Origin of the sequence: Microcoleus sp. FACHB-1515, assembly GCF_014696105.1 — a bacterium.
GTDB lineage: Bacteria > Cyanobacteriota > Cyanobacteriia > Elainellales > Elainellaceae > JAAUTJ01.
Window position 1 is genome coordinate 175,040 of record NZ_JACJPO010000038.1, and the last position, 21,586, is coordinate 196,625.

Consider the following 21,586-nt stretch of genomic DNA (forward strand, 5'->3'; position numbering starts at 1 on the left):
TATTTCCTGGCTTTTCTCACGCTATTTCAGCGCATAATCGGCTTGATATTCGACTAATTCAATTTCGTTACCGTCGGGATCATTCACGTAAATGCGATGCTTGGTCTCCGGCGAATCGTAAGTGTAATATTCAATTCCGGCGCGATCGAGCAGCGCTTTCATTTTGTCGCCATCGTCGATCACAAAGCCGACATGATTCACGCCGATCGATTCATAAGCGTGATGATCGCGTTTGGCGTGAGGCGCATGATTGAGCGCGAGATAGAACTGGCGATCGCCAAAGTGCATCCAGCGACTCACTGAAGTTTCGCCTTCTGCTCGCACCATCCAGTCAGGAAATAGCGTTTGATAAAACTGGTGGCTGGCTTCGAGATCGTGACACGAAAGATTGACATGCTCAAAACGGTGGAACATGGTTGCCTCCTGGCAGTGCCCGCTGGGATGCTCTAATCATACTCATAATGACTATGAGTTAGCCACTGTAGAAATGCTCAATCTCAAGTTGCGCGAGTCGATCGCAGCGCTAAGATGAGAAAGATTTTCATGCCCTGCAAACGATGAAGTCACAGTTTTTGGGATTGACGATCGCGGCTGGCCTGACGTTGGTGTCGCAAAAGGCGATCGCGCATGGTGTCGAAGTGCAGTATCAGCCGCGCCAAGGGTTTGAGGTGTCCGCCGCTTACGATTCTGGCGAACCAATGGCGAACGCGCAGGTGATCATCTTCTCACCCGACAATTCCTCGACTCCTTGGCAAACCGTCCAGACCGACGCTGAAGGCCGCTTCACCTTCGTTCCGACTCGATCGGGCAACTGGCAAGTCAAGATTCAGCAGGCCGGACACGGCGCAGCGTTGACGATTCCCGTTGCCGCTGCCACCACTGCGCCAACTGCGTCTGTCACCACTGCTGCCGCTGATCAGCCTGCTCATGCAGATGCGCCCATTCTTGATCAGCCTGCTTCCGTTCCGATGACGGCGGCAACGGCTTCGCCCCTGCAAAAGGGTGTCATGATCGGTTCAGTGATTTGGGGCTGTATTGGCACGGCGCTGTTTTTCTCGCGAAATTCTAAGCGTCAGCAGCCGCAAAATTAGCACGTTATCAGAGGCGATCGATGCACCTTCCTGACGGTTTAGTTTCGGCTCCGATTTGCGCGGCAGGTTTTGGCCTGACCGGATTGGCGACTTGGCTTTCGCTGCGATCGATTCACCGTCAGCCCAACCCCACAGCCGGAGTTCCCAAAGCCGCCCTGCTGACAGCCGCCTTTTTCGTCGCCTCTTCAATTCACATTCCGCTGCCGCCCACCAGCCTGCATTTGATCCTCAACGGCTTGCTGGGTGCGGTTTTGGGTGCTTATGCGTTTCCGGCGGTTTTGGTCGGCTTATTCCTGCAAGCCGTCATGTTCGGACATGGTGGACTGACGACGCTCGGCCTGAATGCGCTCGTGATGGGACTGCCAGCGATCGCTGCTGCTCAACTGTTCAAGCTGCACTCGCGATTCTCGAAACATCGGTGGGCGATTCTTCTGTTTGCATTTCTGGCAGGTGCGATCGGCGTTGGCCTGTCCACGCTGCTGTTTGCGACGCTGACGATCGCTTTTCTGCCCGCAGGTCTGGATGTGGCAACGGAACGAGCCGCAATCTTGGGATTGCTTGTCACCAACCTGCCGCTGATGCTGATTGAAGGCATCTTCACCGCCTTGCTAATCGGATTTTTGCAGCGCGTCAAGCCGGAACTGGTTCCCGCGATCGATTCGCGATCGTGACGATGCACCTGGAAAACGATGCAGCCTGAAATTGACCAATTCGCCCGCCTGAAATCCCCGATTCACCAGTGGGAGCCGCGCTGTAAGCTGATTGGTTTGCTGTCGATCGCCTTTGCCTTCGCAACCGTCAAAACGCTGTGGCTCGTTCCCTGGATGCTGAGCGTCACGCTGCTGCTGTACGTCGTTTCCCGCTTGCCGATCGACTTTTGGACGAGCCGGATTCGCTATCCGGGCGGAATGCTGCTGGCGATCGTGCTGCTGCTGCCGTTCATTTCCGGCGAAACGATTGTGTGGCAGTGGGGAATTTTGAGTCTGCGTCAAGAAGGCATGATGGCGATGCTGCTGATTGTCGGGCGATTTTTGGCGATCGTCACGATCAGCTTGATCTGGCTGGGCACTGCGCCGTTTCTGGTGACGGTGCGATCGATGCGGGCGATCGGACTGCCGCTGATTCTCACCGATTTACTGCTGCTTTCCTACCGCTATGTGTTTGAACTGAGCGCCAGCTTAGCGCAGATGCAGCAGGCGATGCGGCTACGGGGATTTACGCTTAAGCGTCCGCGTCGCGACTGGCCGCGCATCGCCGCCTTAATTGGAACTTTGCTGATTCGCAGCTATGAACAGGCCGATCGCGTCTATCAGGCGATGCGACTGCGCGGCTACGGTCAGCCTGTGCGATCGAGTCTGCCTGCGATCGATTTTGCCAGCCGTCTCAAGCTGGCGATTGCCCTGACGATCGCAATTGGCTTTGTCGTGGCGGATGCTTTATGGTGAGAAACGTTGCCTGAAGTTGCCGCATGGATGCGATCGCCGTCTCGAATTTGTCCTTTGCCTATCCAAATCAAGATCCGGTTTTGAAATCGGTGAATTTGACGATTCATAAGGGCGATCGCGTCGGCCTGATCGGACATAATGGCTGCGGCAAAACCACATTATTTCTGTTAATTTGCGGTGTTTTGATTCCACAATCTGGCGAGATTTTCGTCTTTGAAAAACAGGTGCAGCCCGGAGCCTTTTGCCCGGATATCGGTCTGGTGCTGCAAAATCCCAACGATCAGCTATTTTGCACGTCCGTTTGGGACGATATTGCGTTTGCGCCGCAGAATTTGGGCTTGTCAGCAGCCGAAATCGATCGCCGTGTTGGTGAGGCGATGCGCTGTACCGGAGTGGAAGCTTTGGCGCAGCGTCCGCCGCATCATCTTTCCGGGGGTGAAAAGCGAATGGTGGCGATCGCAGGCATTCTCGCCATGCAGCCGCAGGTGATCCTCTACGATGAACCCAGTGCGAATCTTGACCTCCGCGCCCGTCGTCGCCTGATTGAATTCCTCAAAACCGCGCCTCAAACGACCGTCATTACTTCTCACGATTTCGAGTTTTTGCTGGAAGTTTGCGATCGCATTATTCTCATGTCAAACGGTCAGGTAATCGCAGATGGAACGCCACAGGAAATTATGGGCGATCGCGCTTTGATGACCGCTTATGAATTGGAAGTTCCCGCTTCGATCGCGGCTGAATAACGCAGTTTGTCGGTAGATTCACCCTTGCCAATTCGGATATTCTCCCGCTGGGGAAAGAGGAGCGCAGTATTCTAGAAGTAGATCGATCGCCCCTTTTGCACCCGTGACGACATCCCCTAAGCCGCTAACGCTCGTCAAAGACCCCGATCGCCTCAAGGCGCGGCTCAAAGAGATTCCCCAAGAACCGGGAGTCTACTTTATGCGCGATGCCAGCGACAATATTTTGTATATCGGCAAGTCGAAAAGTTTGCGATCGCGGGTGCGATCGTATTTTCGCGAAGACCACGATCGCAATCCGCGCATTGCCCTGATGGTGATGCAGATTGTTGAGATTGAATTTATCGTCACCGACACCGAAGCAGAAGCGCTCGCCCTCGAAGCGAACTTGATTAAGCAGCATCAGCCCCACTTCAACGTGCTGCTGAAAGACGACAAGAAATATCCGTATCTTTGCATCACCTGGAGCGAGGAATATCCGCGCATTTTCATTACGCGCAATCGACGCGCAGGCAAAGAAAAAGATCGGTACTATGGCCCCTACGTGGATGTGTATGCGCTGCGGAGTACGTTGCGGCTGGTCAAGCGGATTTTTCCGCTCAAGCAGCGATCGCAACCGCTGTTCAAAGACCGCGCCTGCCTCAACTACGACATTGGCCGCTGCATGGGCGTCTGTCAGGGACTCGTTTCGGTGGAAGAATATCGAAAGATGATGCAGCGCGTGGCGATGATCTTCCAGGGACGCACGAAAGAGCTTGAGGACATCCTTCAGGTGCAGATGGAAAAAGCGGCTGAAGAATTGAACTTTGAGTATGCTGCCCGACTGCGCGATCAAATTCGTGGCTTGCAGTCGCTTAGTGCCGATCAGAAAGTTGCCCTGCCGGATGATACGGTTTCGCGAGATGCGATCGCCCTTGCCGCTGACGAGCAGCACGCCTGCATTCAGCTTTTCCAAATTCGCGCAGGTCGCTTGGTCGGACGCTTGGGCTTTGTCGCCGATGCTCAGTCGGGCACAGCGGGCGCGATTTTGCAGCGCGTCCTAGAAGAACACTATCAGATGGTCGATCCGGTCGAGATTCCTGCCGAAATTCTCGTGCAGCACGCCATTCCGCAGCAGGAATTTTTGAGCGAATTCTTGAGCGATCGCAAAGGCCGCAAGGTGTCGATTTTTGAGCCGCAGCGCCAAACCAAAGCGGAACTGATCGAAATGGTCGAGCGCAACGCCGAGTATGAACTGGCGCGGACGCGCAAATTTAGCGATCGCAACAACGCCGCCATGCTCGATCTGGCGCAGATTCTCGATCTGCCCGATTTGCCGCACCGCATCGAAGGCTACGACATTTCGCACGTGCAAGGCTCGGATGCGGTCGCTTCGCAGGTCGTGTTCATCGACGGACTTCCGGGCAAGCAGCACTATCGGCACTACAAAATCAAAAATCCGACTGTGCGATCGGGTCACTCCGACGACTTCGCGAGCATGGCCGAAGTGATCAGCCGCCGCTTCCGTCGCTATGCCCAAGATCCAAATTTGCAGCGCGTCGGCAATCCCGACTTTCCCGATCTGGTCATGATCGATGGCGGCAAAGGCCAGCTTTCCGCTGTTGTGGAAGTGCTGCGCGAGATGAACCTGATGGAGGACGTGAAAGTCGTCAGCCTTGCCAAACAGCGCGAAGAAATTTTTCTCCCCGGTGAATCGCTGCCCTTAACCACCGAGGCCGAACAGCCCGGAGTGCAATTGTTGCGCCGTTTACGTGACGAGGCACACCGCTTCGCCGTCAGCTTCCACCGTCAGCAGCGCAGCGCCCGCATGAGTCGATCGCGCCTCGAAGAAATTCCCGGACTCGGCCACCATCGCCAAAAATTACTTCTGGCGCATTTTCGATCGATCGATTATCTGCGCGAAGCCAGTCCCAAGCAGATTGCCGAAGTTCCCGGCATCGGCCCCAAAATGGCACAGCAAATCTACGAATATTTCCATCCGCAAACGCCCGCCGAAGAAACCTCCGTTTCTTGATGATTGCTGTGGCAATTTGCTTCCTCCCCATTCGCAAAAAAAACCCCTGACGGCGAACCGCCAGGGGAATGAATCAGGGTGCATCTACCATTCCCTTCTTCCCTAAGTGCCTGTAGCAATCCGGAAGAAATCGGAGAAATTTTTGCCGTATTTTTGCGGGGCGCGATCGAATGTCGTCAAAAGGCGATCCGTTCCGGATCAGCTTTGCTGGCCGCGAAGCGCTGTCCGTAGGAATCGATCCCTACAGCGTTGCCTGGAGCTGATTCAGCAACCCTTCCACATAATTCAAGGCATTCCGAATCGTAGTGGGATCTTCGATATCCACGCCAACATACTGCCGCAACGCCGCTACCTGATCCTGACTACCACCTGAAGCCAACAGCTCCAAATATCCTGGAATAAACTCTTTGCCCACTTCGCGATATTTTTGATAGCAAGCCAGGCTGACAATATTGGAGGCCGTGTACTGATAGCAATAGAACGGCTTGAAGTAAATATGACCAATTCTCGCCCAGTCATATTGATGTTCTGGCAGCAGTTCAACCGCATCGCCACACAAATTTTGATACAGCGACATCCACTGCTCATTCACAAATTCGTGATTGAAACTGCCTTGCTGAGCGCGATCGTGAATCGCCAATTCCAACCGACTGATTGTGCTTTGTCGAAACAGCAAATTAAGCTGATCCTCAAGCTGGCGCGTGATCAGCGTTTTGCTCAACGTCTTGTTATCTTTTGCCTGAGCAAGCAAATAATCGAGCAGCAGCAATTCGTTGAACGTTGAAGCAATTTCGGCCAGCACCATCGGCGGATTGCTGTTGAAATAAGATTGGCGATCGCCAATCCAAGCAAAGTGCAGTCCGTGCCCCATTTCGTGCGCCAGCGTGAATAGCGAGTTGTAATCTTCGGTGTAGGACATCAGCAAATAGCTGTGCTTTCCGTAGGTATAAGCGCAAAATGCACCGCCGCGCTTGCCCGGACGCACTTTCGCATCCACCCAATTTTTGACAAAAAATTCTTCTGCCCGCCGCGCATAATTCACGTCAAATTGCTCCAGCGCAGACAGCAATGTTTCGACACCAGACTGATAGGAAATCGGTTCCGGTGCAGCATCTGACCAGGGTGCATAGATGTCACAAATGCGAATCGACTGTCCGATCGCCTGACTTTTCAAACGGTAGTAGCGCTGAAATAGCTCAAATCGATCGCCCGTTCCCTGCATAATCGCTCGAAACACAGGCTCCGACACCTGATCGGCCAAAAGCTGCTTGTGCAACGTCGATTCATGCTGCCGAATTTGGCTTTCAATTCGGTGGTCTTGTGCAACCGTATTCAGGATGAAGCCATAAAGGGAATTGTGCTGGCGCATCACTTGCCGCACAGACTGATAAGCCGCCAAGCGCACATCCGGTGACGGATGGAAGAGCAGCGCACCCAATTCTGCCTCAGAACTAGCGGTTTTGCCTTCCGGCGTTTCGACAGGGGTGTATTCTTGTTCACCCAAATGAACCGATCGCAAATTGATAAACGCCTGCCGTCCGGTCAAGCTGTCTTGATTGCGCGTTTGCTCGACGGCTTCGGGCAGTTTGTGCGGACGATATGCGGCAATGCGATCGAGATAGTGCTGATAGTTTGCTAAAGCGGAATCAGCTTGCAGCGTGGTGAAGCGATCGGCGGGAATTTCTTGCAGTTCCAAGTCGAAAAACAGCAGTTGATTTTCAACTTCGGTCAAGGCTTCCATCACCTTGTCAAGAAACTGCTTGGCTTCGGTATTGCGCGTGTCAGCAGAAAAAACCAGCGAGGGAAAAGCATAGAGATAGCCGGATTTTTCGGCGATCGCTTCCAGTTCCCTCAGTGCCGCCGTCAGTGCCGTCGCATCCAGTTCACCGACCTTGCCGCGATGCTGGTCGCGAAAGGCGATCGCACTGTGCCGCAAATTGTCAAGATCTGCTGTGAATTGTGGATCGTCAAAACCTTGATAGAGATCGCTCAAGTTCCATTCTTGAGGGGCATCAAGCTGAGTGGCAGATGTGAGAGAGTCAACCAAAATAGGCTCCTTTGTCGTTTTCTTCATGGTAGCGATACCGTTCCGGGAGCGCTGACGCGATCGTGTTTCAATTGAGCCGTTCCTCGCACTGATCCAGCCGTTCTTGTATCCAAAGATTGAAAACTTTTTGACCCCTCGGACAGATGTACTTTGGTGGGAGTTTAACCGAAACTACGAACCTATTCTCGGCCTGATCGATTGACGCCAACTCCTAGGATCTTCGCTTGTGATTTCGCCTCATTTTGCTCGTGTCGCCAATCTAGTGACAGGGAGAGTTTCCGAACTGCTGTTCGCTCCAGTCTGCGTCACCAACGATCGCGGCATCGTGATCACCAGCAGCGATCGCGATCAGATTGGTTCAACTTCTGATCAGGTCAGTCAGTTTTTGCGCGTGCCGTTTCGCTTGCAGGCGCAGACGGGCGAAGTGATCGTCGGGGAACCCAGCGGCGATGAAGCCATTTCACCCCGACTGGCGCAAGTGCTGGTGGAACTGGTCATCCATCAAACTACGGGACAGGCGCGATCGATTTACTCGCCAGAAGTCAAGCATCAGTTTTTGGCGGATCTGCTGCACGGGCGATTGAGCGACGAGGTAGCGATCGATCAGGCCAAACCGCTCGGTATCGATTTGTCGCCGCCCAGAGCCGTTATTTTGATTGATGCGGCGAATTTCGTCTTAGCAGGCGGCAACAGCGAAACCGAACGCCGCCGTGCTCAGCTTGTGATTGGCAGCGTCGTCAGCTTTTTTCATTTGCCCAGCGACACGATCTGCGCTGACTTGGGAGAAGGCAAAGTTGCCGTCCTCAAAGCCAGCGACAGCAAAAACCTAGAGCTATGGGCAGACTGTCCGCCCAGCGGCGAATGCACTTCATCCTGGACAAACCTGACGGCGTTGCGACGAGCGGCGGATGCACTGCTGCTGCGACTGCGTAACGACACGCGAGCCGCAATCAGCGTCGGCATTGGCCGCTATCATCCGGGGGTGCGGGGTTTGGCGCGATCGTATCAAGACGCGCAGGCCGCTTTATCCTTGGGCAGTCGCTTTCAAGGCTGCAATCAAGTCTACTGCCTCGGTCGCTTGGGGATCGCCGCCTTTGTCGGGATTGCCGACGAGCGCACGAAAATCGAACTGGCGCGATATCTGCTCAGCCCGCTCGACCACGAGCCGGATTTGCTCACCACACTCAACGCCTTTTTCACCGAGGACTGCTGCCCCTCGACAACCGCCAAACGCCTTTCGATTCATCGCAACACTCTAAGCTACCGCCTGGAGAAAATCACCTCATTGACCGGACTGGAGCCGCGCCGCTTTGACGATGCTGTGCAGATGCGCTTGGCTTTGGTGCTGCGATCGCTTGCCGAAGTTCAGCCCGTAAGTTCGCTCTAATGATTAGATCGCACTGATGTTACTAATTTCGACTGCCTATTGTAGTAATGCAAGCAATATACATAATGCTCCGATCAAGCAAATCGAGACATGCAGTGTAGACCAAAGATATAAAGTCGGCACTTTGCTAAAAAACAAGCTCTGCTGTGCGCTTTCATCTAATGCTTTATGCTCGATTTCTCGTAGCTGTGCTTCTGGGCAAAGCTGAGAAATACGATTTCTAATTGACCTAGCTACCCTATCATTTTTTATGTAATGCTGCGAATACTTCGCTGACATAAATAGACCAAACAAACCAAGCAAGATTGTTAAAAAACTGATAATAATCGTTTTTCTTGAGAACCCTTGTTGTGAAATGAAAGCGAACATGACAGCGGCAATTGTAATTAAGAAATTACTCATTGTCGCTCTTTGATCTTCAGCTTGTTTAGCCAGCATGTATCTGGTTTCGTACATTTTCAACAGCACTTCAACCGCAAGCTGTTTATCTGGTTCAGGAGTCTCCTGCATACTGAAACCTTATTGACTGGTTGCTTTAATCTATCTAGATAAATCGATTACCGCAGCGGCTGAAACAATCTGCCGTCGCGAAGCTGCACGACATGATGGCGATGCAGACGCACCAGATTCTCATCGTGCGTGGTGATAATTACGGTGATGCCAATGCCGTTGAGCTTTTTGAGAATCTGCACGACCTGCGCGGCGTTGTCCATGTCAAGATTTCCGGTTGGCTCATCGGCCAACAGTAAGGGGGGCGTACTGACGATCGCACGAGCAATGCTGACGCGCTGCTGTTCGCCGCCCGAAAGCTGATCGGGAAATCGATCGCCTTTATCTTGCAGGCCGACCATTCGCAGCGTGGGCAAGAGACGGCGCTGAATTTCTTTGCGCGTGAAGCCCTGCGACCACAAGACAAACGCAACATTTTCGGCGACTGTGCGGCGGGGAATCAGCTTGTAGTCTTGAAAGACGACACCGATGCGACGGCGTAAGAGCGCGAGTTGGTGCGATCGAATCCGCATCAGGTCACAATCTTGCACCTGCACATCGCCCTGCGTCGCGCGTTCAGCTCCATACAAGAGTTTGAGCAGCGTGGATTTGCCTGATCCCGATGGCCCCGTGATGAAAATAAAATCGCCTTGATGCACGCGCAGATTTACGTCGATCAGACCGCGAGCACCGTTCGGGTAAACCTTTGTTACCTGTTGCAGTCGCACGATCGGGGCGGTGGTTTCGGTGCGATCAGGAGATTGAGTCGGTGTTGCAAACGGCATAGCCAATCTAGAAACTTTGGCAGGTCATTGTAGCGGCAAGCTGGAACTTAGGGAAGCGATCGCAGCGAAACGATCGATTTCCAGGCAAATTTCGGCAGAGCCAGCATTCGCCGCCAGCGCCAAGGCTCCTGATAAAGTCGGTACGTCCATTCGAGATGATTGTCGCGCAGCCAGCCTGGAGCGCGATCTTTCGTGCCCGCCCAAATGTCAAAGCTGCCGCCAACGCCAATCCAAATTGCCTTGGGACAAATCGATCGATGCTCCGCGATCCAAAGCTCTTGGCGCGGCACGCCCAAGCCCACCAAAATCACGCTCGGCTGAAGCGTCCGCAGTTGGTTCAAAAGCTGGGCTTGTTCTTCGCTCGATAAAAAGCCGTGTGCGGTTCCCGCGATCGTCAAATTGGGATCGCGACGCTGCCACTCGATCGCCGCCTGCTCGGTCACTCCGGGCGCACCGCCATAAAAGAAAACCGTTGCATCCGCAGGCAACCGCCGCAAAACTGTCTCCGCCAGTTCAATCCCCGGACAGCGCTGCACTTTGTGCCCGCGCATCCACAGATACAGCACGACACCCGACCCATCGGGAATTACGAGTTCAGCGCGATCGATCACCTGCGCCAAAGCGGAATTTTGCTCGGCCTGCATTGCCATTTCTGCATTCAATGTCACGACATGCACGCCCTGATGGTGGACTCGATCGAGCAGCCACTGTGGATAGTCATTGAGCAAATGAATTGGGGAACCCAGCACTGTTGCTTGGGACGACTCAGCGTTCGCCTGCGATCGCGATACTTCCATCTACACTCCTCACAAAAGCGATCGATACAGCAGGGATTTTAGCTTGTCTGGTTCCAGAAAAGTCAATCATTAAATCTCTCGCTTGAAATGGACAAGGAGACCACCGCCAAGATGATTAACCGTCACCAGTTCCCAGCCGTCACGCGCCGATGTATTCAAATAGTCCACCCAGCGCCTACCTTTCCATTCCGGCTGCTCTTGTCCATTGATTCGCAGGATGCGAATTTCCTCACTTACGCCAATTCCATGAAAGACACAAACAACGCTGCGATATTCCAACATCTCGATCGTTCCGCCTGATACGTTGAAAGCCGCCGATTTTAGATTTCAGCGGCTTCTTCGATCATAGTCAGCAGCGATTAAGAGCCTACGCCAATTTGCACTTGATCTTCAACAATGCGGACTAAATAGATGGGAAGGCTGATTGATTCATCGTCGAAACATTGCCCTGTGCTGAGGCAAAAGTTTTGCTTGTAGATTGGAGAAGCCACTTTCGGTTGACCGTTGCGATCGCCCACAATTCCCCGCGACAAAACAAACGCTTTGCTAAACGGATCGTAGTTAGAAATGGCATACAAGCTATCATCAACGCGAAAGATGGCGACCTGTTCACCATTCACCAAAGCGCAAACTCCGGTATTGGGAAGAACGCGATCGATCGAACAAACCGTAATCCATTGAGTCTCGGTAATCGAAGGTGCAAAAACCATAACTTTGTCCACTCTCAAAATAATTAGCTGGAGAGACGTGAACCACGCCTCTCCAAAATTCAGTCAATCGCCTAGTTCATTGCCATCAGGCGTTCATGCTCGTATGCAGGGCGTTTTTGTCCGCGTTCTTCCACCTGCATCAAACTGGGATCAGGCGACTCGATGTTGACAAAATGCGCGAAGCGTTGAAGGGCTTGCGGATTTTCGATCGTTGTCTTCCATTCGCAAGCATAAGTATTCACCTGGTGCTGCATTTCGGCTTCAAGTTCAGCGCAGATGCCGATCGAATCTTGCACAACAACCTGCTTCAAATAGTCCACTCCGCCTTCCAATTTGTTCAGCCAAGTTGCAGTCCGTTCAAGCCGATTGGCGGTGCGGATATAGAACATCAAGAAGCGATCGATCAAACGAATCAAAGTTTCCTTATCCAAATCTTCTGCTAACAGTTGCGCGTGCTGCGGTTTCATGCCGCCGTTGCCGCAAACATACAGATTCCAGCCTTTTTCCGTTGCAATAACGCCGAAATCTTTGCTTTGGGCTTCGGCACATTCGCGGGTGCAGCCCGACACAGCAGACTTGATTTTGTGAGGAGCGCGGAGGCCGCGATAGCGCAGTTCCAGTTCGATCGCCAAACTGGTCGAATCCTGTACGCCAAACCGACACCAAGTGCTGCCAACGCAGGATTTCACCGTCCGCAGTGCTTTCCCGTAGGCGTGACCCGACTCAAATCCAGCATCCACCAGTCGCCGCCAAATGTGCGGAAGCTGATCGACTCTTGCGCCCAGTAAATCAACCCGCTGACCTCCGGTAATTTTCGTGTAGAGGCCAAATTCTTTCGCCACTTCGCCCAAAGCAATTAGCTGATCGGGCGTCAGTTCACCACCGGGAACGCGAGGAATAACCGAGTACGTGCCGTCGCGCTGAATGTTGGCGAGAAATGCGTCGTTCGTATCTTGCAGTCCGACATGTGGCGCGTTGAGAACGTAGTCGTTCCAAGCGGACGCAAGAATCGAAGCAACAGTGGGCTTACAGATTTCGCAGCCGCGTCCGGTTCCATGTGACTGTAGCAGTTCGTCAAAGGTGCGGATTTGGTTCGATCGCACAATGTGATAAAGCTCCTGCCGCGAGTAGGCGAAATGCTCGCACAGGTGATTCTTCACTTCGATCCCCGCCTTTTTCATCTCTGCCTTCAGCAGATCGGTGACGAGCGGAACGCAGCCACCGCAGCCAGTTCCCGCTTTGGTGCAGGCTTTGACGCTGCCGACATCCGTAAAGCCGTTCGCCTGAATTGCCGTACAGATGTCGCCCTTCGTCACGTTGTTGCACGAGCAGATTTGAGCGGCATCGGGAAAACTCTCAACGCCCATCGCAACAGGCGCTCCCGTCCGAGGTGGTAACAGCAAATCTTCGGGATGCGGTGGGAGGGCGATCGCATTTTGCACGAGTTGCAGCAGATTTCCGTAGGCCGAAGCGTCGCCGATCAAAATGCCGCCGAGCAAGCGATCGCCCGCCTCGTTCATCACCAGCTTTTTGTAGGTTCCCTGCCGCGCATCGGTAATCGCAAACTCAGTTGCGCCCGCTGTTTTAGCAAATGCATCACCAAAGCTGGCAACATCGACACCCAGCAGCTTCAGCTTGGTGGACATATCCGCTCCGGTGAAGCTGGCCGCGCGTCCGCAAATGTGATCGGCGGCGACGCTTGCCATCGTGTAGCCCGGAGCAACCAGGCCGTAAATGCGATTTTGGTAGAGGGCACATTCCCCGATCGCATACACATTTTCATCCGAAGTTTGGCAGGCTTCATTAATCACAATACCGCCGCGTTCACCGATCGCCAAACCGCAATTTCTGGCGAGTTCATCACGGGGACGAATGCCAGCCGAAAACACGATCATCTCAGTTGCTAGTTCGCTCCCGTCCGCGAATTTCATCTTGCTAACGCGACCCGCTTCGCTAACAATTTCAGTCGTCGATTTGCTCGTATGAACCTGAACACCCAGCGCTTCAATTTTCTGCTTGAGTATTGAACCGCCGACATCATCAATTTGCACAGGCATCAAGCGCGGTGCAAACTCAACAACGTGAGTTTCTAAACCCAAGTTTTTCAAGGCATTGGCACATTCTAGACCTAATAATCCGCCACCAATCACAACACCAACGCGACAGTCTTTCGCGTAGGCAGACATTGCTTCTAAATCATCGATCGTGCGATAGACAAACGTTCCTTGCGCTTCTTTACCTTGAATCGGCGGCACAAACGGATAGGAACCTGTTGCTAGAACAAGCTTATCGTAATGAACCACTTTGCCATTTTGCGATCGCACCGTTTGCGATTCGCGATCGATTTCCACAGCTTTGTCATTCAGATAAACCTGCACATCTTGATAGGAATCGGGCACAACCAGCGATAAATCTTCTGCCGTTTTTCCTGAGAAGAAGCCGCTGAGATTGACGCGATCGTAGGCTAGTCGCGATTCTTCGCAAAAGGTAATCAAGTTCCATTCTTGGGTCGCGCCCTGAGCGATCATGCGCTCGATGAAGCGGTGGCCGACCATGCCATTCCCAATCACAACCAGATTTTTTCGGGACATCGTGAACTCTCGTGTAGTGCCATTCGCTTGCTAAGCCTATCGAGAGTTTCTAAAAGTTGCGAGCGGCATTTTGTAGCTTTCGATACGGAATCGGGTCGATCGATTCACGTTCTGCATCAGGTCAATTCTGTTCTTGCATCAGTCGAAGTTTTAATGCCACAAAGCTCAATTTGTAACAGCTTTGAAATAATTAAGTTGCCGAAAAGCGGCTGCAAAGCATAGGAAAACTATTAAAGGATTAGGCGGTAATTCAAAATTGTGTTTTTTCTGCTTTACCCACACACTGCCGCGAATCGAGTAGCGAGATCGATGATGTCATCGCGGCGAGCGATCGCCTCTATCCAATCTTTTGGAATCGCCTCAAAGCCATAATAAATTCCGGCCAAGCCGCCCGTTACCGCAGCCGTTGTATCTGTATCGTCTCCTAAATTCACCGCTGTTAAAACCGTTTCTGCGTAGGTCTTGCCATTCAGCAAACACCACAAAGCAGCTTCGATCGTATCAATCACGTAGCCTGACGATCCGATCGAATCGATCGATTGCTGGTGAATTTCGTCCTGAAAAAGGCGATCGAAATGCTTCAATTCTGGTTGAAAAAACGGCAATTTATACAGCGGTGAAATCCGATTGCATCCTTTTTGATAGGCCGTGTGTGGATCGTCACCTTGCAGCAAAGCGATCGCAATCGACACGTAAATCCCGCAGGCCATTTGCGATCGTGGATGCGCGTGTGTGATGCAGGAAACTTGATGGACGCGATCGATCAAATCAGGAAAATTCAGCTTTGAATGCAGAAACGCCATCGGTAAAATTCGCATCAGTGAGCCGTTGCCGTTGCTTCGTTCACTTGTTCCACCTGCTTCCAATGGCGGCACACCTTGAAGCATTCGATTGATGGCTTGTGCAGTTGTGTCACCCACATCAAATGTTTCATTTCTCGCCGTCCAGTAGCTTTGTTGATACCAACGACAAAAGCGATCGCCAATATCTGCGAGATTAAATCCTTGACACAAGCTTTCCGCAAGGCAAAAAGTTAGCGAACTGTCATCCGACCAAGTGCCTGGTGGCTGATTCCAAGTTCCATAGCCTTGCATTGTGGTGACAGGCTGAATTTGACGTTGCGATCGACTCGTAAACTCGACCGGAACGCCAAGTGCATCTCCCACACACAGCCCCATCAATCCTGCAAGTATCGACATAATTTCAGCTTCGATCGCGCTGCCAAGCATCATAGCAGGCGGCGATCGAATTTTCGGTCAAACTGACACTAACTGCCTGTCAGTGCCGTAGCTCTTGCCTGAAATCCTGCCTGAAGCAAAGCATTCACGGCAGACTGTTGTTCTAACACACGAAATTGAGCACCTAGCCGCACAAATTGCCGATGTTCCTTTGCAGAGATGACCGCAACAACCGGAACTTTTGCCTTGTCACCTTCGCCACGCTGATTGAGTAAAACAGTACGAAGCTGATGCTGTTTAGTAATATCGCTGGCTGTTCGCGGCTCCAATTCAACTAACACCATCTGCACCGTTTCAATTGGTTCTGCATCTTCAATAATCAACTGCACTCGATCGTCACGAGTATCAACTTTTCCCCAAATCATCAGCCGCGCATCAATCTCAATTACTGAATTGATTCGATCGAATGCCTTGGGAAAAATAACCGCCTCGCAATGTCCGGTGAGATCTTCAATTTGCACGATCGCCATCCGTTCGCCTTTTTTAGTCGTTACAGGCTTGATGCTTGACACCATAACGATCGCACTCAACATTGAGCTATCCGCTTGATGACTTAGCTCACTCAGGCTAATTGGCGCAAGAATTTTTGCAGCTTCATGAATCGTCCGCAAGGGATGATCAGAAATGTAAAAGCCTAACAGTTCTTTTTCTAGCTTCAGCTTTTCCTGCGGCGGAAAATCAGGAACAGATGCAGCTTTTGGTGCGGCTTCAAAACTGGTAGATGATTCATTAGAACTGCCAAATAGATCGAATAGATTGCCTTGTCCAATTGCTCGATCTTTTGCTCGCGACTGTGCCCAGTCCAACACAAGATCTAGATCATGCATGAGTTGATTGCGATTTGGATCAAGACAGTCAAACGCGCCCGACTGAATCAATGCTTCCAGAGCGCGGCGGTTGACGGTGCGTGAATCAATTCGACTGCACAAATCACTCAATGATTGAAACAAGCCTTCTTCGCGAGCAGATAGAAGATGTTCGATCGCCCCTAAGCCAACATTCTTAACAGCAGACAAACCGAATAAAATGCTGTCTTGCAAAGGCGTAAAATCAATGCCCGATCGATTGATATCCGGCAGCTCTACCTGAATGCCCATGTTCATGCAGGTGGCAATGTATTTTTGCACCTTGTCTTGGTCGCCGCTGTTTGCGGTCAGCAACGCCGCCATGTATTCAACCGGATAGTTGGCTTTTAGGAACGCCGTTTGATAGGTGACGTAGCCGTAAGCGGTTGAGTGCGATTTGTTGAAGCAGTTGGAGGCGATCGCACCATTCTCCAGCAGGAAATTGTGATCTTCGATCACGCCAATATCAAAAACAGGTTGAACGCCTAAAGATTCACGGCTGACAATTTTCATCGATCGCTCCTCACAGCTAGATATTGGCAAAAATCGGCTTTAAATCTAATACGAATTCAAATAAAACATCTTCGCCAGATAGTGATTCTGGGTTTTGAAGAATTTGTGGAGGTTGGTTCGCTCGATAAACTTCAACCTGTCGATTTTTTGGGTCAATTAGCCAACCTAATCGCACACCGCTATCGATGTACTCCTGCATCTTTTTTCTAAGTTGCATCATTGAATCAGTTTCTGAGCGCAATTCAACCACAAAATCCGGCGCAAGCGGTGGAAATTTGCGTCGCTGCTCTGGCGTTAAAGCATTCCACTTTTCCCGCTGTACCCAGCTTGCATCCGGTGAATAATTCGCCCCGTTTGGCAGTTTAAATTCAGTTGAGGAATCAAAGGTAAGTCCGAGATTCGTCCGCTGATTCCAGCTTTCTAGCTGAAAGGCGATTTTCATGTTTCGGTTTCCAGTTTCTCCGCCTGTTGGTGGCATGATGATCAGCTTTCCCTGTGCTGTTCGCTCAATTTTGAGATCGCGATTTACTTGACAAAGATCGAAGTACTGATCGTCGGTCAGCTTCACAATGGGTTGGAGGTCAATTTCGATCGCAGACATACTCGATTCCTCAACTCAATTTATGCAAATTCTAGAGGCTGGGAAGGCAGAATATACATTAAATTTGCTCCTTCCGGTTGGGGTTCTGCGGGTTCAAGCTTGAGCCATTCATGAAAGCTGATCCCAAGCTGCGCGATCGCCTGCACTTCAACCTGATACGCTTCAAATCGCTGCTGCGTTTCGATCATTGATTCCATCATTTCCATTGCTTGCGGAAGCCGTTTCATTGTTTCCTGTTTGGTTTCTTCTCGATTACCAAACATGCTGCCTTTCACTTCGTTTTGGGTAATAATTGCTGCTGGCAAAGACTCAACCCACTTGTAGCCTCTCCTAGCATTTTGCTCATCCATCAAGTTAAACAAATTGTCGCGCTGTAGCTCAAAAACAGCGTTTTCATTCATTGCTGGATCGAGCCACTGATAAACCTTTGTGAGCCGCTTGAGATCGATTTTTTCCTTGAAATCAGGATGCAGATAAGCCGCAGGATTTGAAGTCAGAAGCATTTGAACGTACTTTTGCAGGCAAGCTCGAATTTTTTCTGCGCCAGTCTGTAGGCGTTGAGGCACAATGTCAAATTCTTCCAATTCGAGATAGCAACGCGCCTCAGCGATGTAAGCTAGCGCTAAGGTGAGCAAATATTCGTCAATGATTGGGCTTTTTTGTTCTAGTTCCTGCTGCACCAAGCCCAAGTAGATATGCTCAGCTTTGAGGAAACGGTTGATTGCTGAGAGAGCGCTGCTTCTGCGGTTTTCGGGCTTGCTCATGGTGAAGGCATTCATTGCCAAATCCAGCGCGGCTCGAAACTCTGCATAGAAGCTCAAGTCGATTTTCCGATCGATCTTGCTCAACAGTTCTTGAGACTTCTGCAAACGTTCCTCAAGCTCGCCCAACCGCTGCAAAATGACAGTGAATCCAACAACTGAAACACCCAAATTCAAAATGCTGGCCGCAGATGTCACCTGCAAAACGCCCTGCATATTCTGCATCGTGTTTTCGATCGCGCTCAACTGTTGCTCAATGCCATCAAGCCGCCCGTTCACTTTTGAAAAACCGTGAACAGAAACACCAGTATTGACTGCTGAAACTGCGAAATTAGCGACACCTACAGCAGGGTTCACGGGGAGCGATTGCAGTGCTTTTGCTAGGTCAATGAGCCACCCGCCGTTAGAACCTGTTGCACAACCATTCTTGCCCACTTCCCTGAGCCAAACCACAACTTGTTTAGTTACAGCATCACGCACCACGCCGCCAACACGCTCATAGCTGCCATTCATCAAACCCTCAGCGATCGCTTGAGGCAAAACAAAGGTTGTCGTCAGTGTATTCACGATCGTTGACCCCATCAGCAGAAATTACCTTTGCAGTGTGCCCAGCGTGCTTCCGGTTGTAACGGGCGGCCAGCAAAGCTGATCCCTTAGGGATCGTACCTCCACACGCTTCAGTTCTAATCCTTGACGATAGATTCGATCGATCGCTACCATTTCGCCTTTTGTTGTCATGAATTCGTGGTCTTTCGTGGCGCGAATTTTGGTGTTGTCTTCGAGGCAATATTCAAACACCTCTTGCAGGCCGCGATCGTGCCACTGAGCAATTTTTTGAGCGTAGATGCAGCCGTTTTGATTGATGCTGTAGACAGTGCAGGGAAAGCGATCTTTAACAATTTTGCCGATTGGAAGTGAGCCATGTTCGATCGTTAAAATTTCAGTATCGTAGCTCAAGCAATATTCGGCAAACTTCACCATTTGGTCAAAAAGCTCGGCAGCAACTTTGGGTTTTACGCCGTTCTTTGATGCCCCACCAACAAAGATTTCCTGATGCTTTTCCATCTCGGATTTCTTTTTTTTGCCCATTGCTCGACGGAGCAGATCGGCTTGTCCCAACGAATAGCCACCCATGTCCTGCGCGATCTTCATGATTTGCTCTTGGTAGACCATGATTCCGTAGGTTTCGTTGAGAATCGTTTCTAGGATTGGGTGATCGTATTCAATCTTTTCGCGTCCGTGTTTGCGATTGATGAATCGTGGAATGAGGCCAGCGTCAAGTGGACCAGGACGATAGAGTGCAAGAACCGAGGAAATGTCCTCAAGCCCATCCGGTTTGAGTTCGCGAACGATTTGTCGCATTCCTGATGATTCAAGCTGAAAGATGCCTTCTAGCTCGCCTCTTGCAAGTAGCTGATAGGCTTTGGGATCGTTAAGCGGTAAGTTGTCAAGGTCGATCGATTCTTTACGATGCTGGACGATCAGATCGATCGCCTTCTGGATCATTGTCAGATTTTTTAATCCTAAAAAGTCCATTTTCAGCAGTCCCAGCGCTTCAATGTCCTCCATGAAATATTGTGTGAAAACGTTGCCGTCGGCGTTGCGCTGAAGCGGCACAATTTCATCGAGTGGCTGAGCAGAAATAACGACACCTGCGGCATGAATGCCAACACTTTTGTTTGTGCCTTCGATGCGAATTGCCATGTCGAGCCAGTGGCGAACTTTCTCATCTTTTTCGTATTTTTCTTTAAATTCCGGCGCAGGTGTTTCGTCAGAAATCATCACTTTAAGCTTGGTCGGTTTGCCGCGCACAACCGGAATCAGTTTTGCCATGCGATCGGCTTCTCCATAAGGAATATCTAGCACTCGCGCCACATCTTTTAACACCGCTTTGGATGTCATGCGGTTATAGGTAATGATTTGGGCGACGCGCTCGGCTCCATATTTTTCGGTGACATATTGAATGACTTCATCGCGGCGATCGATACAAAAATCGGTGTCAATGTCCGGCATCGATTTTCGTTCAGGATTCAAGAATCGCTCGAACAGTAAGCCATGATGAACCGGATCAATGTTCGTAATTCCCAATGCGTAAGCAACCAGCGATCCAGCAGCAGAACCGCGACCGGGGCCAACGGGAATATTGTTGTCGCGAGCATATTTGATGTAGTCCCACACGACTAAAAAGTAAGTGGAAAAGCCCATCTGCTGCATCATTTGCAGTTCGTAGTTGAGGCGATCGCAATAAGTCGAATCGATCTGGTCACGCCTCGTTACTTTGCGTCGTTCGAGCAGTCCCTCCCAGGTCACTTTCTCCAGATAGCTTTCAGCGGTGTAGCCTGCGGGAACGGGATAATCGGGAATGCGCGGTTCGCCTAAAATTTCGTAGGGTTCAACTTTTGCGGCAACTTCGAGCGTGTTGGCGATCGCTTCTTCAATGACATCTTCCGTCAGATGATCGCGAAACAGCAAGCGCATTTCTTCAGGAGATTTTAGATATTCTGTGCCGCTATATCGCAAGCGTTTATCTTCAGAAATGAGCTTTCCGGTTTGAATGCAAAGTAGTGCGTCGTGCGCTTCCACGTCATAGCAAGAAATGTAGTGAGAATCGTTGGTTGCAATTAGCTTGACGCCATATTCGCGAGCCAAATTGACCAGTTGAACGTTAACAATTCGGTCTTCTTGCGAGCCATGATCTTGAATTTCGAGATAGAAATTGTCCTCGAATCGGTCTTGATACCATATGACGCGATCGCGAGCAATATCCATCCGGCCTTGCATGATCGCTTGGGGAATTTCTCCGCCCAGACAAGCGCTCGTGACGATCAAGCCTTCGCGGTATTCTTCTAATAAATCTTTGTTGATGCAGGGACGTGAGAAAATGCCTTTTCCCTGAACGCCTTGCAGGTGCGAAATGGTAGTGAGCTTGACGAGGTTTTTGTAGCCTTGCGTATTTTTAGCGAGAACGACTTGGTGATAGCGCGGACGGCGTTCTTGCTTGGTGATGTCGCCGTTGATGACGTACATTTCATTGCCGACGATCGGCTTGACGTTGCGAGCCATGCACACCTTGAGCAGTTCGATCGCGCCGTACATGACGCCGTGATCGGTGAGGGCGATCGCAGGCATTTCGAGTTCAACGGCGCGATCGACCAGATCGGGAAGTTGACTCGCGCCATCGAGTAAGCTGTAGTCGCTGTGAATATGCAAGCCGACGAAGGAAGACATCACACCAAGCCCGGAATTCAGAATTTAGCTAAGCGTAACACTATACCTGGAGTTTTTCGCCTGATTTTGCGGATCTTGCCTCTACATCTGGAACTAGAGTTTTGAGACAGGCAAGCCCTGCACAGGCGACAATATTGCTCCTGCGAATGCACCGTGTTCTTAATATTTGTTTAATTTCTTGATACTAATGTACCAGAAAAACGCTGGAAAAACTCTAAACTTTTAGCAAATTCTCAACAAAGTTTTTGCGCCGCCATCCGCCGCTGTTTTTCCTGTTGCAGCGATCGAACTGGCACAGGCGGAA

20 protein-coding genes are annotated in these 21,586 nt (G+C 51.1%); 7 read left to right on the plus strand and 13 right to left on the minus strand.

What is annotated here, in order from left to right; translation table 11 throughout:
• Positions 1-21 precede the first annotated feature (21 nt).
• Positions 22-414 carry a VOC family protein gene (locus tag H6F67_RS13385; RefSeq protein WP_190767100.1) on the minus strand — a complete coding sequence of 131 codons (393 nt, stop codon included), beginning with the start codon at positions 412-414 and terminating at the stop codon, positions 22-24.
• A 143-nt stretch (positions 415-557) separates the two neighbouring features.
• Between H6F67_RS13385 and H6F67_RS13390 the strand changes: the two genes are divergently transcribed.
• The 6 genes from H6F67_RS13390 (at position 558) to H6F67_RS13415 (ending at position 5,521) form a co-directional block, all read left to right on the plus strand.
• Positions 558-1,091, plus strand: a complete 534-nt coding sequence (locus H6F67_RS13390) for a carboxypeptidase regulatory-like domain-containing protein (protein WP_190767101.1) — start codon at positions 558-560, stop codon at positions 1,089-1,091.
• A gap of 20 nt (positions 1,092-1,111) precedes the next feature.
• Positions 1,112-1,762 (plus strand): cobalt transporter CbiM, encoded by a 651-nt coding sequence (gene cbiM / locus H6F67_RS13395; protein ID WP_190767102.1) that lies wholly within the window; start codon positions 1,112-1,114, stop codon positions 1,760-1,762.
• Between the two features lie 18 nt (positions 1,763-1,780).
• On the plus strand, positions 1,781-2,536 hold the full coding sequence (cbiQ, locus tag H6F67_RS13400) for a cobalt ECF transporter T component CbiQ (RefSeq protein WP_190767103.1): 756 nt from the start codon (positions 1,781-1,783) through the stop codon (positions 2,534-2,536).
• A gap of 23 nt (positions 2,537-2,559) precedes the next feature.
• Complete coding sequence (locus tag H6F67_RS13405; protein ID WP_190767104.1) at positions 2,560-3,279, plus strand: energy-coupling factor ABC transporter ATP-binding protein; 720 nt, start codon at positions 2,560-2,562, stop codon at positions 3,277-3,279.
• Between the two features lie 103 nt (positions 3,280-3,382).
• Positions 3,383-5,290 carry an excinuclease ABC subunit UvrC gene (uvrC, locus tag H6F67_RS13410; protein ID WP_190767105.1) on the plus strand — a complete coding sequence of 636 codons (1,908 nt, stop codon included), beginning with the start codon at positions 3,383-3,385 and terminating at the stop codon, positions 5,288-5,290.
• Between the two features lie 78 nt (positions 5,291-5,368).
• On the plus strand, positions 5,369-5,521 hold the full coding sequence (locus H6F67_RS13415) for a hypothetical protein (protein WP_190767106.1): 153 nt from the start codon (positions 5,369-5,371) through the stop codon (positions 5,519-5,521).
• Between the two features lie 10 nt (positions 5,522-5,531).
• On the opposite strand, the gene H6F67_RS13420 is transcribed toward H6F67_RS13415, so the two are convergent.
• Positions 5,532-7,337: a M3 family oligoendopeptidase gene (locus H6F67_RS13420; protein WP_242020620.1), complete on the minus strand. Its 1,806-nt coding sequence runs from the start codon at positions 7,335-7,337 to the stop codon at positions 5,532-5,534.
• 226 nt (positions 7,338-7,563) lie between these two features.
• Between H6F67_RS13420 and H6F67_RS13425 the strand changes: the two genes are divergently transcribed.
• A complete protein-coding gene (locus H6F67_RS13425; protein WP_313926824.1) occupies positions 7,564-8,724 on the plus strand; it encodes a helix-turn-helix domain-containing protein in 1,161 nt (386 codons plus the stop codon).
• A gap of 36 nt (positions 8,725-8,760) precedes the next feature.
• Here the strand turns inward: H6F67_RS13425 and H6F67_RS13430 are convergent, their stop codons facing one another.
• The 11 genes from H6F67_RS13430 to H6F67_RS13480 form a co-directional block, all read right to left on the minus strand.
• Positions 8,761-9,234 (minus strand): hypothetical protein, encoded by a 474-nt coding sequence (locus tag H6F67_RS13430; RefSeq protein WP_190767108.1) that lies wholly within the window; start codon positions 9,232-9,234, stop codon positions 8,761-8,763.
• Positions 9,235-9,281: 47 nt separating this feature from the next.
• Positions 9,282-9,998: a cell division ATP-binding protein FtsE gene (gene ftsE / locus H6F67_RS13435; RefSeq protein ID WP_190767109.1), complete on the minus strand. Its 717-nt coding sequence runs from the start codon at positions 9,996-9,998 to the stop codon at positions 9,282-9,284.
• Positions 9,999-10,045: 47 nt separating this feature from the next.
• A complete protein-coding gene (locus H6F67_RS13440; protein WP_190767110.1) occupies positions 10,046-10,795 on the minus strand; it encodes a WecB/TagA/CpsF family glycosyltransferase in 750 nt (249 codons plus the stop codon).
• Positions 10,796-10,864: 69 nt separating this feature from the next.
• Complete coding sequence (locus H6F67_RS13445; RefSeq protein WP_190767111.1) at positions 10,865-11,077, minus strand: hypothetical protein; 213 nt, start codon at positions 11,075-11,077, stop codon at positions 10,865-10,867.
• A 77-nt stretch (positions 11,078-11,154) separates the two neighbouring features.
• A complete protein-coding gene (gene nirD / locus H6F67_RS13450; RefSeq protein ID WP_190767112.1) occupies positions 11,155-11,505 on the minus strand; it encodes a nitrite reductase small subunit NirD in 351 nt (116 codons plus the stop codon).
• A 71-nt stretch (positions 11,506-11,576) separates the two neighbouring features.
• Positions 11,577-14,096 carry a nitrite reductase large subunit NirB gene (gene nirB / locus H6F67_RS13455; protein ID WP_190767113.1) on the minus strand — a complete coding sequence of 840 codons (2,520 nt, stop codon included), beginning with the start codon at positions 14,094-14,096 and terminating at the stop codon, positions 11,577-11,579.
• Positions 14,097-14,368: 272 nt separating this feature from the next.
• Positions 14,369-15,328, minus strand: coding sequence for an ADP-ribosylglycohydrolase family protein (locus H6F67_RS13460; RefSeq protein ID WP_348251726.1), 960 nt, complete (start codon positions 15,326-15,328; stop codon positions 14,369-14,371).
• A 35-nt stretch (positions 15,329-15,363) separates the two neighbouring features.
• Positions 15,364-16,692: an OB-fold nucleic acid binding domain-containing protein gene (locus H6F67_RS13465; protein WP_190767114.1), complete on the minus strand. Its 1,329-nt coding sequence runs from the start codon at positions 16,690-16,692 to the stop codon at positions 15,364-15,366.
• A 16-nt stretch (positions 16,693-16,708) separates the two neighbouring features.
• Complete coding sequence (locus H6F67_RS13470; RefSeq protein ID WP_190767115.1) at positions 16,709-17,293, minus strand: Uma2 family endonuclease; 585 nt, start codon at positions 17,291-17,293, stop codon at positions 16,709-16,711.
• A gap of 20 nt (positions 17,294-17,313) precedes the next feature.
• A complete protein-coding gene (locus tag H6F67_RS13475; RefSeq protein ID WP_199304398.1) occupies positions 17,314-18,636 on the minus strand; it encodes a hypothetical protein in 1,323 nt (440 codons plus the stop codon).
• Between the two features lie 9 nt (positions 18,637-18,645).
• The gene (locus tag H6F67_RS13480; protein ID WP_190767116.1) at positions 18,646-21,282 is read right to left on the minus strand and encodes a DNA polymerase III subunit alpha; all 2,637 of its coding nucleotides are present in this window, start codon (positions 21,280-21,282) and stop codon (positions 18,646-18,648) included.
• Positions 21,283-21,586 lie beyond the last annotated feature (304 nt).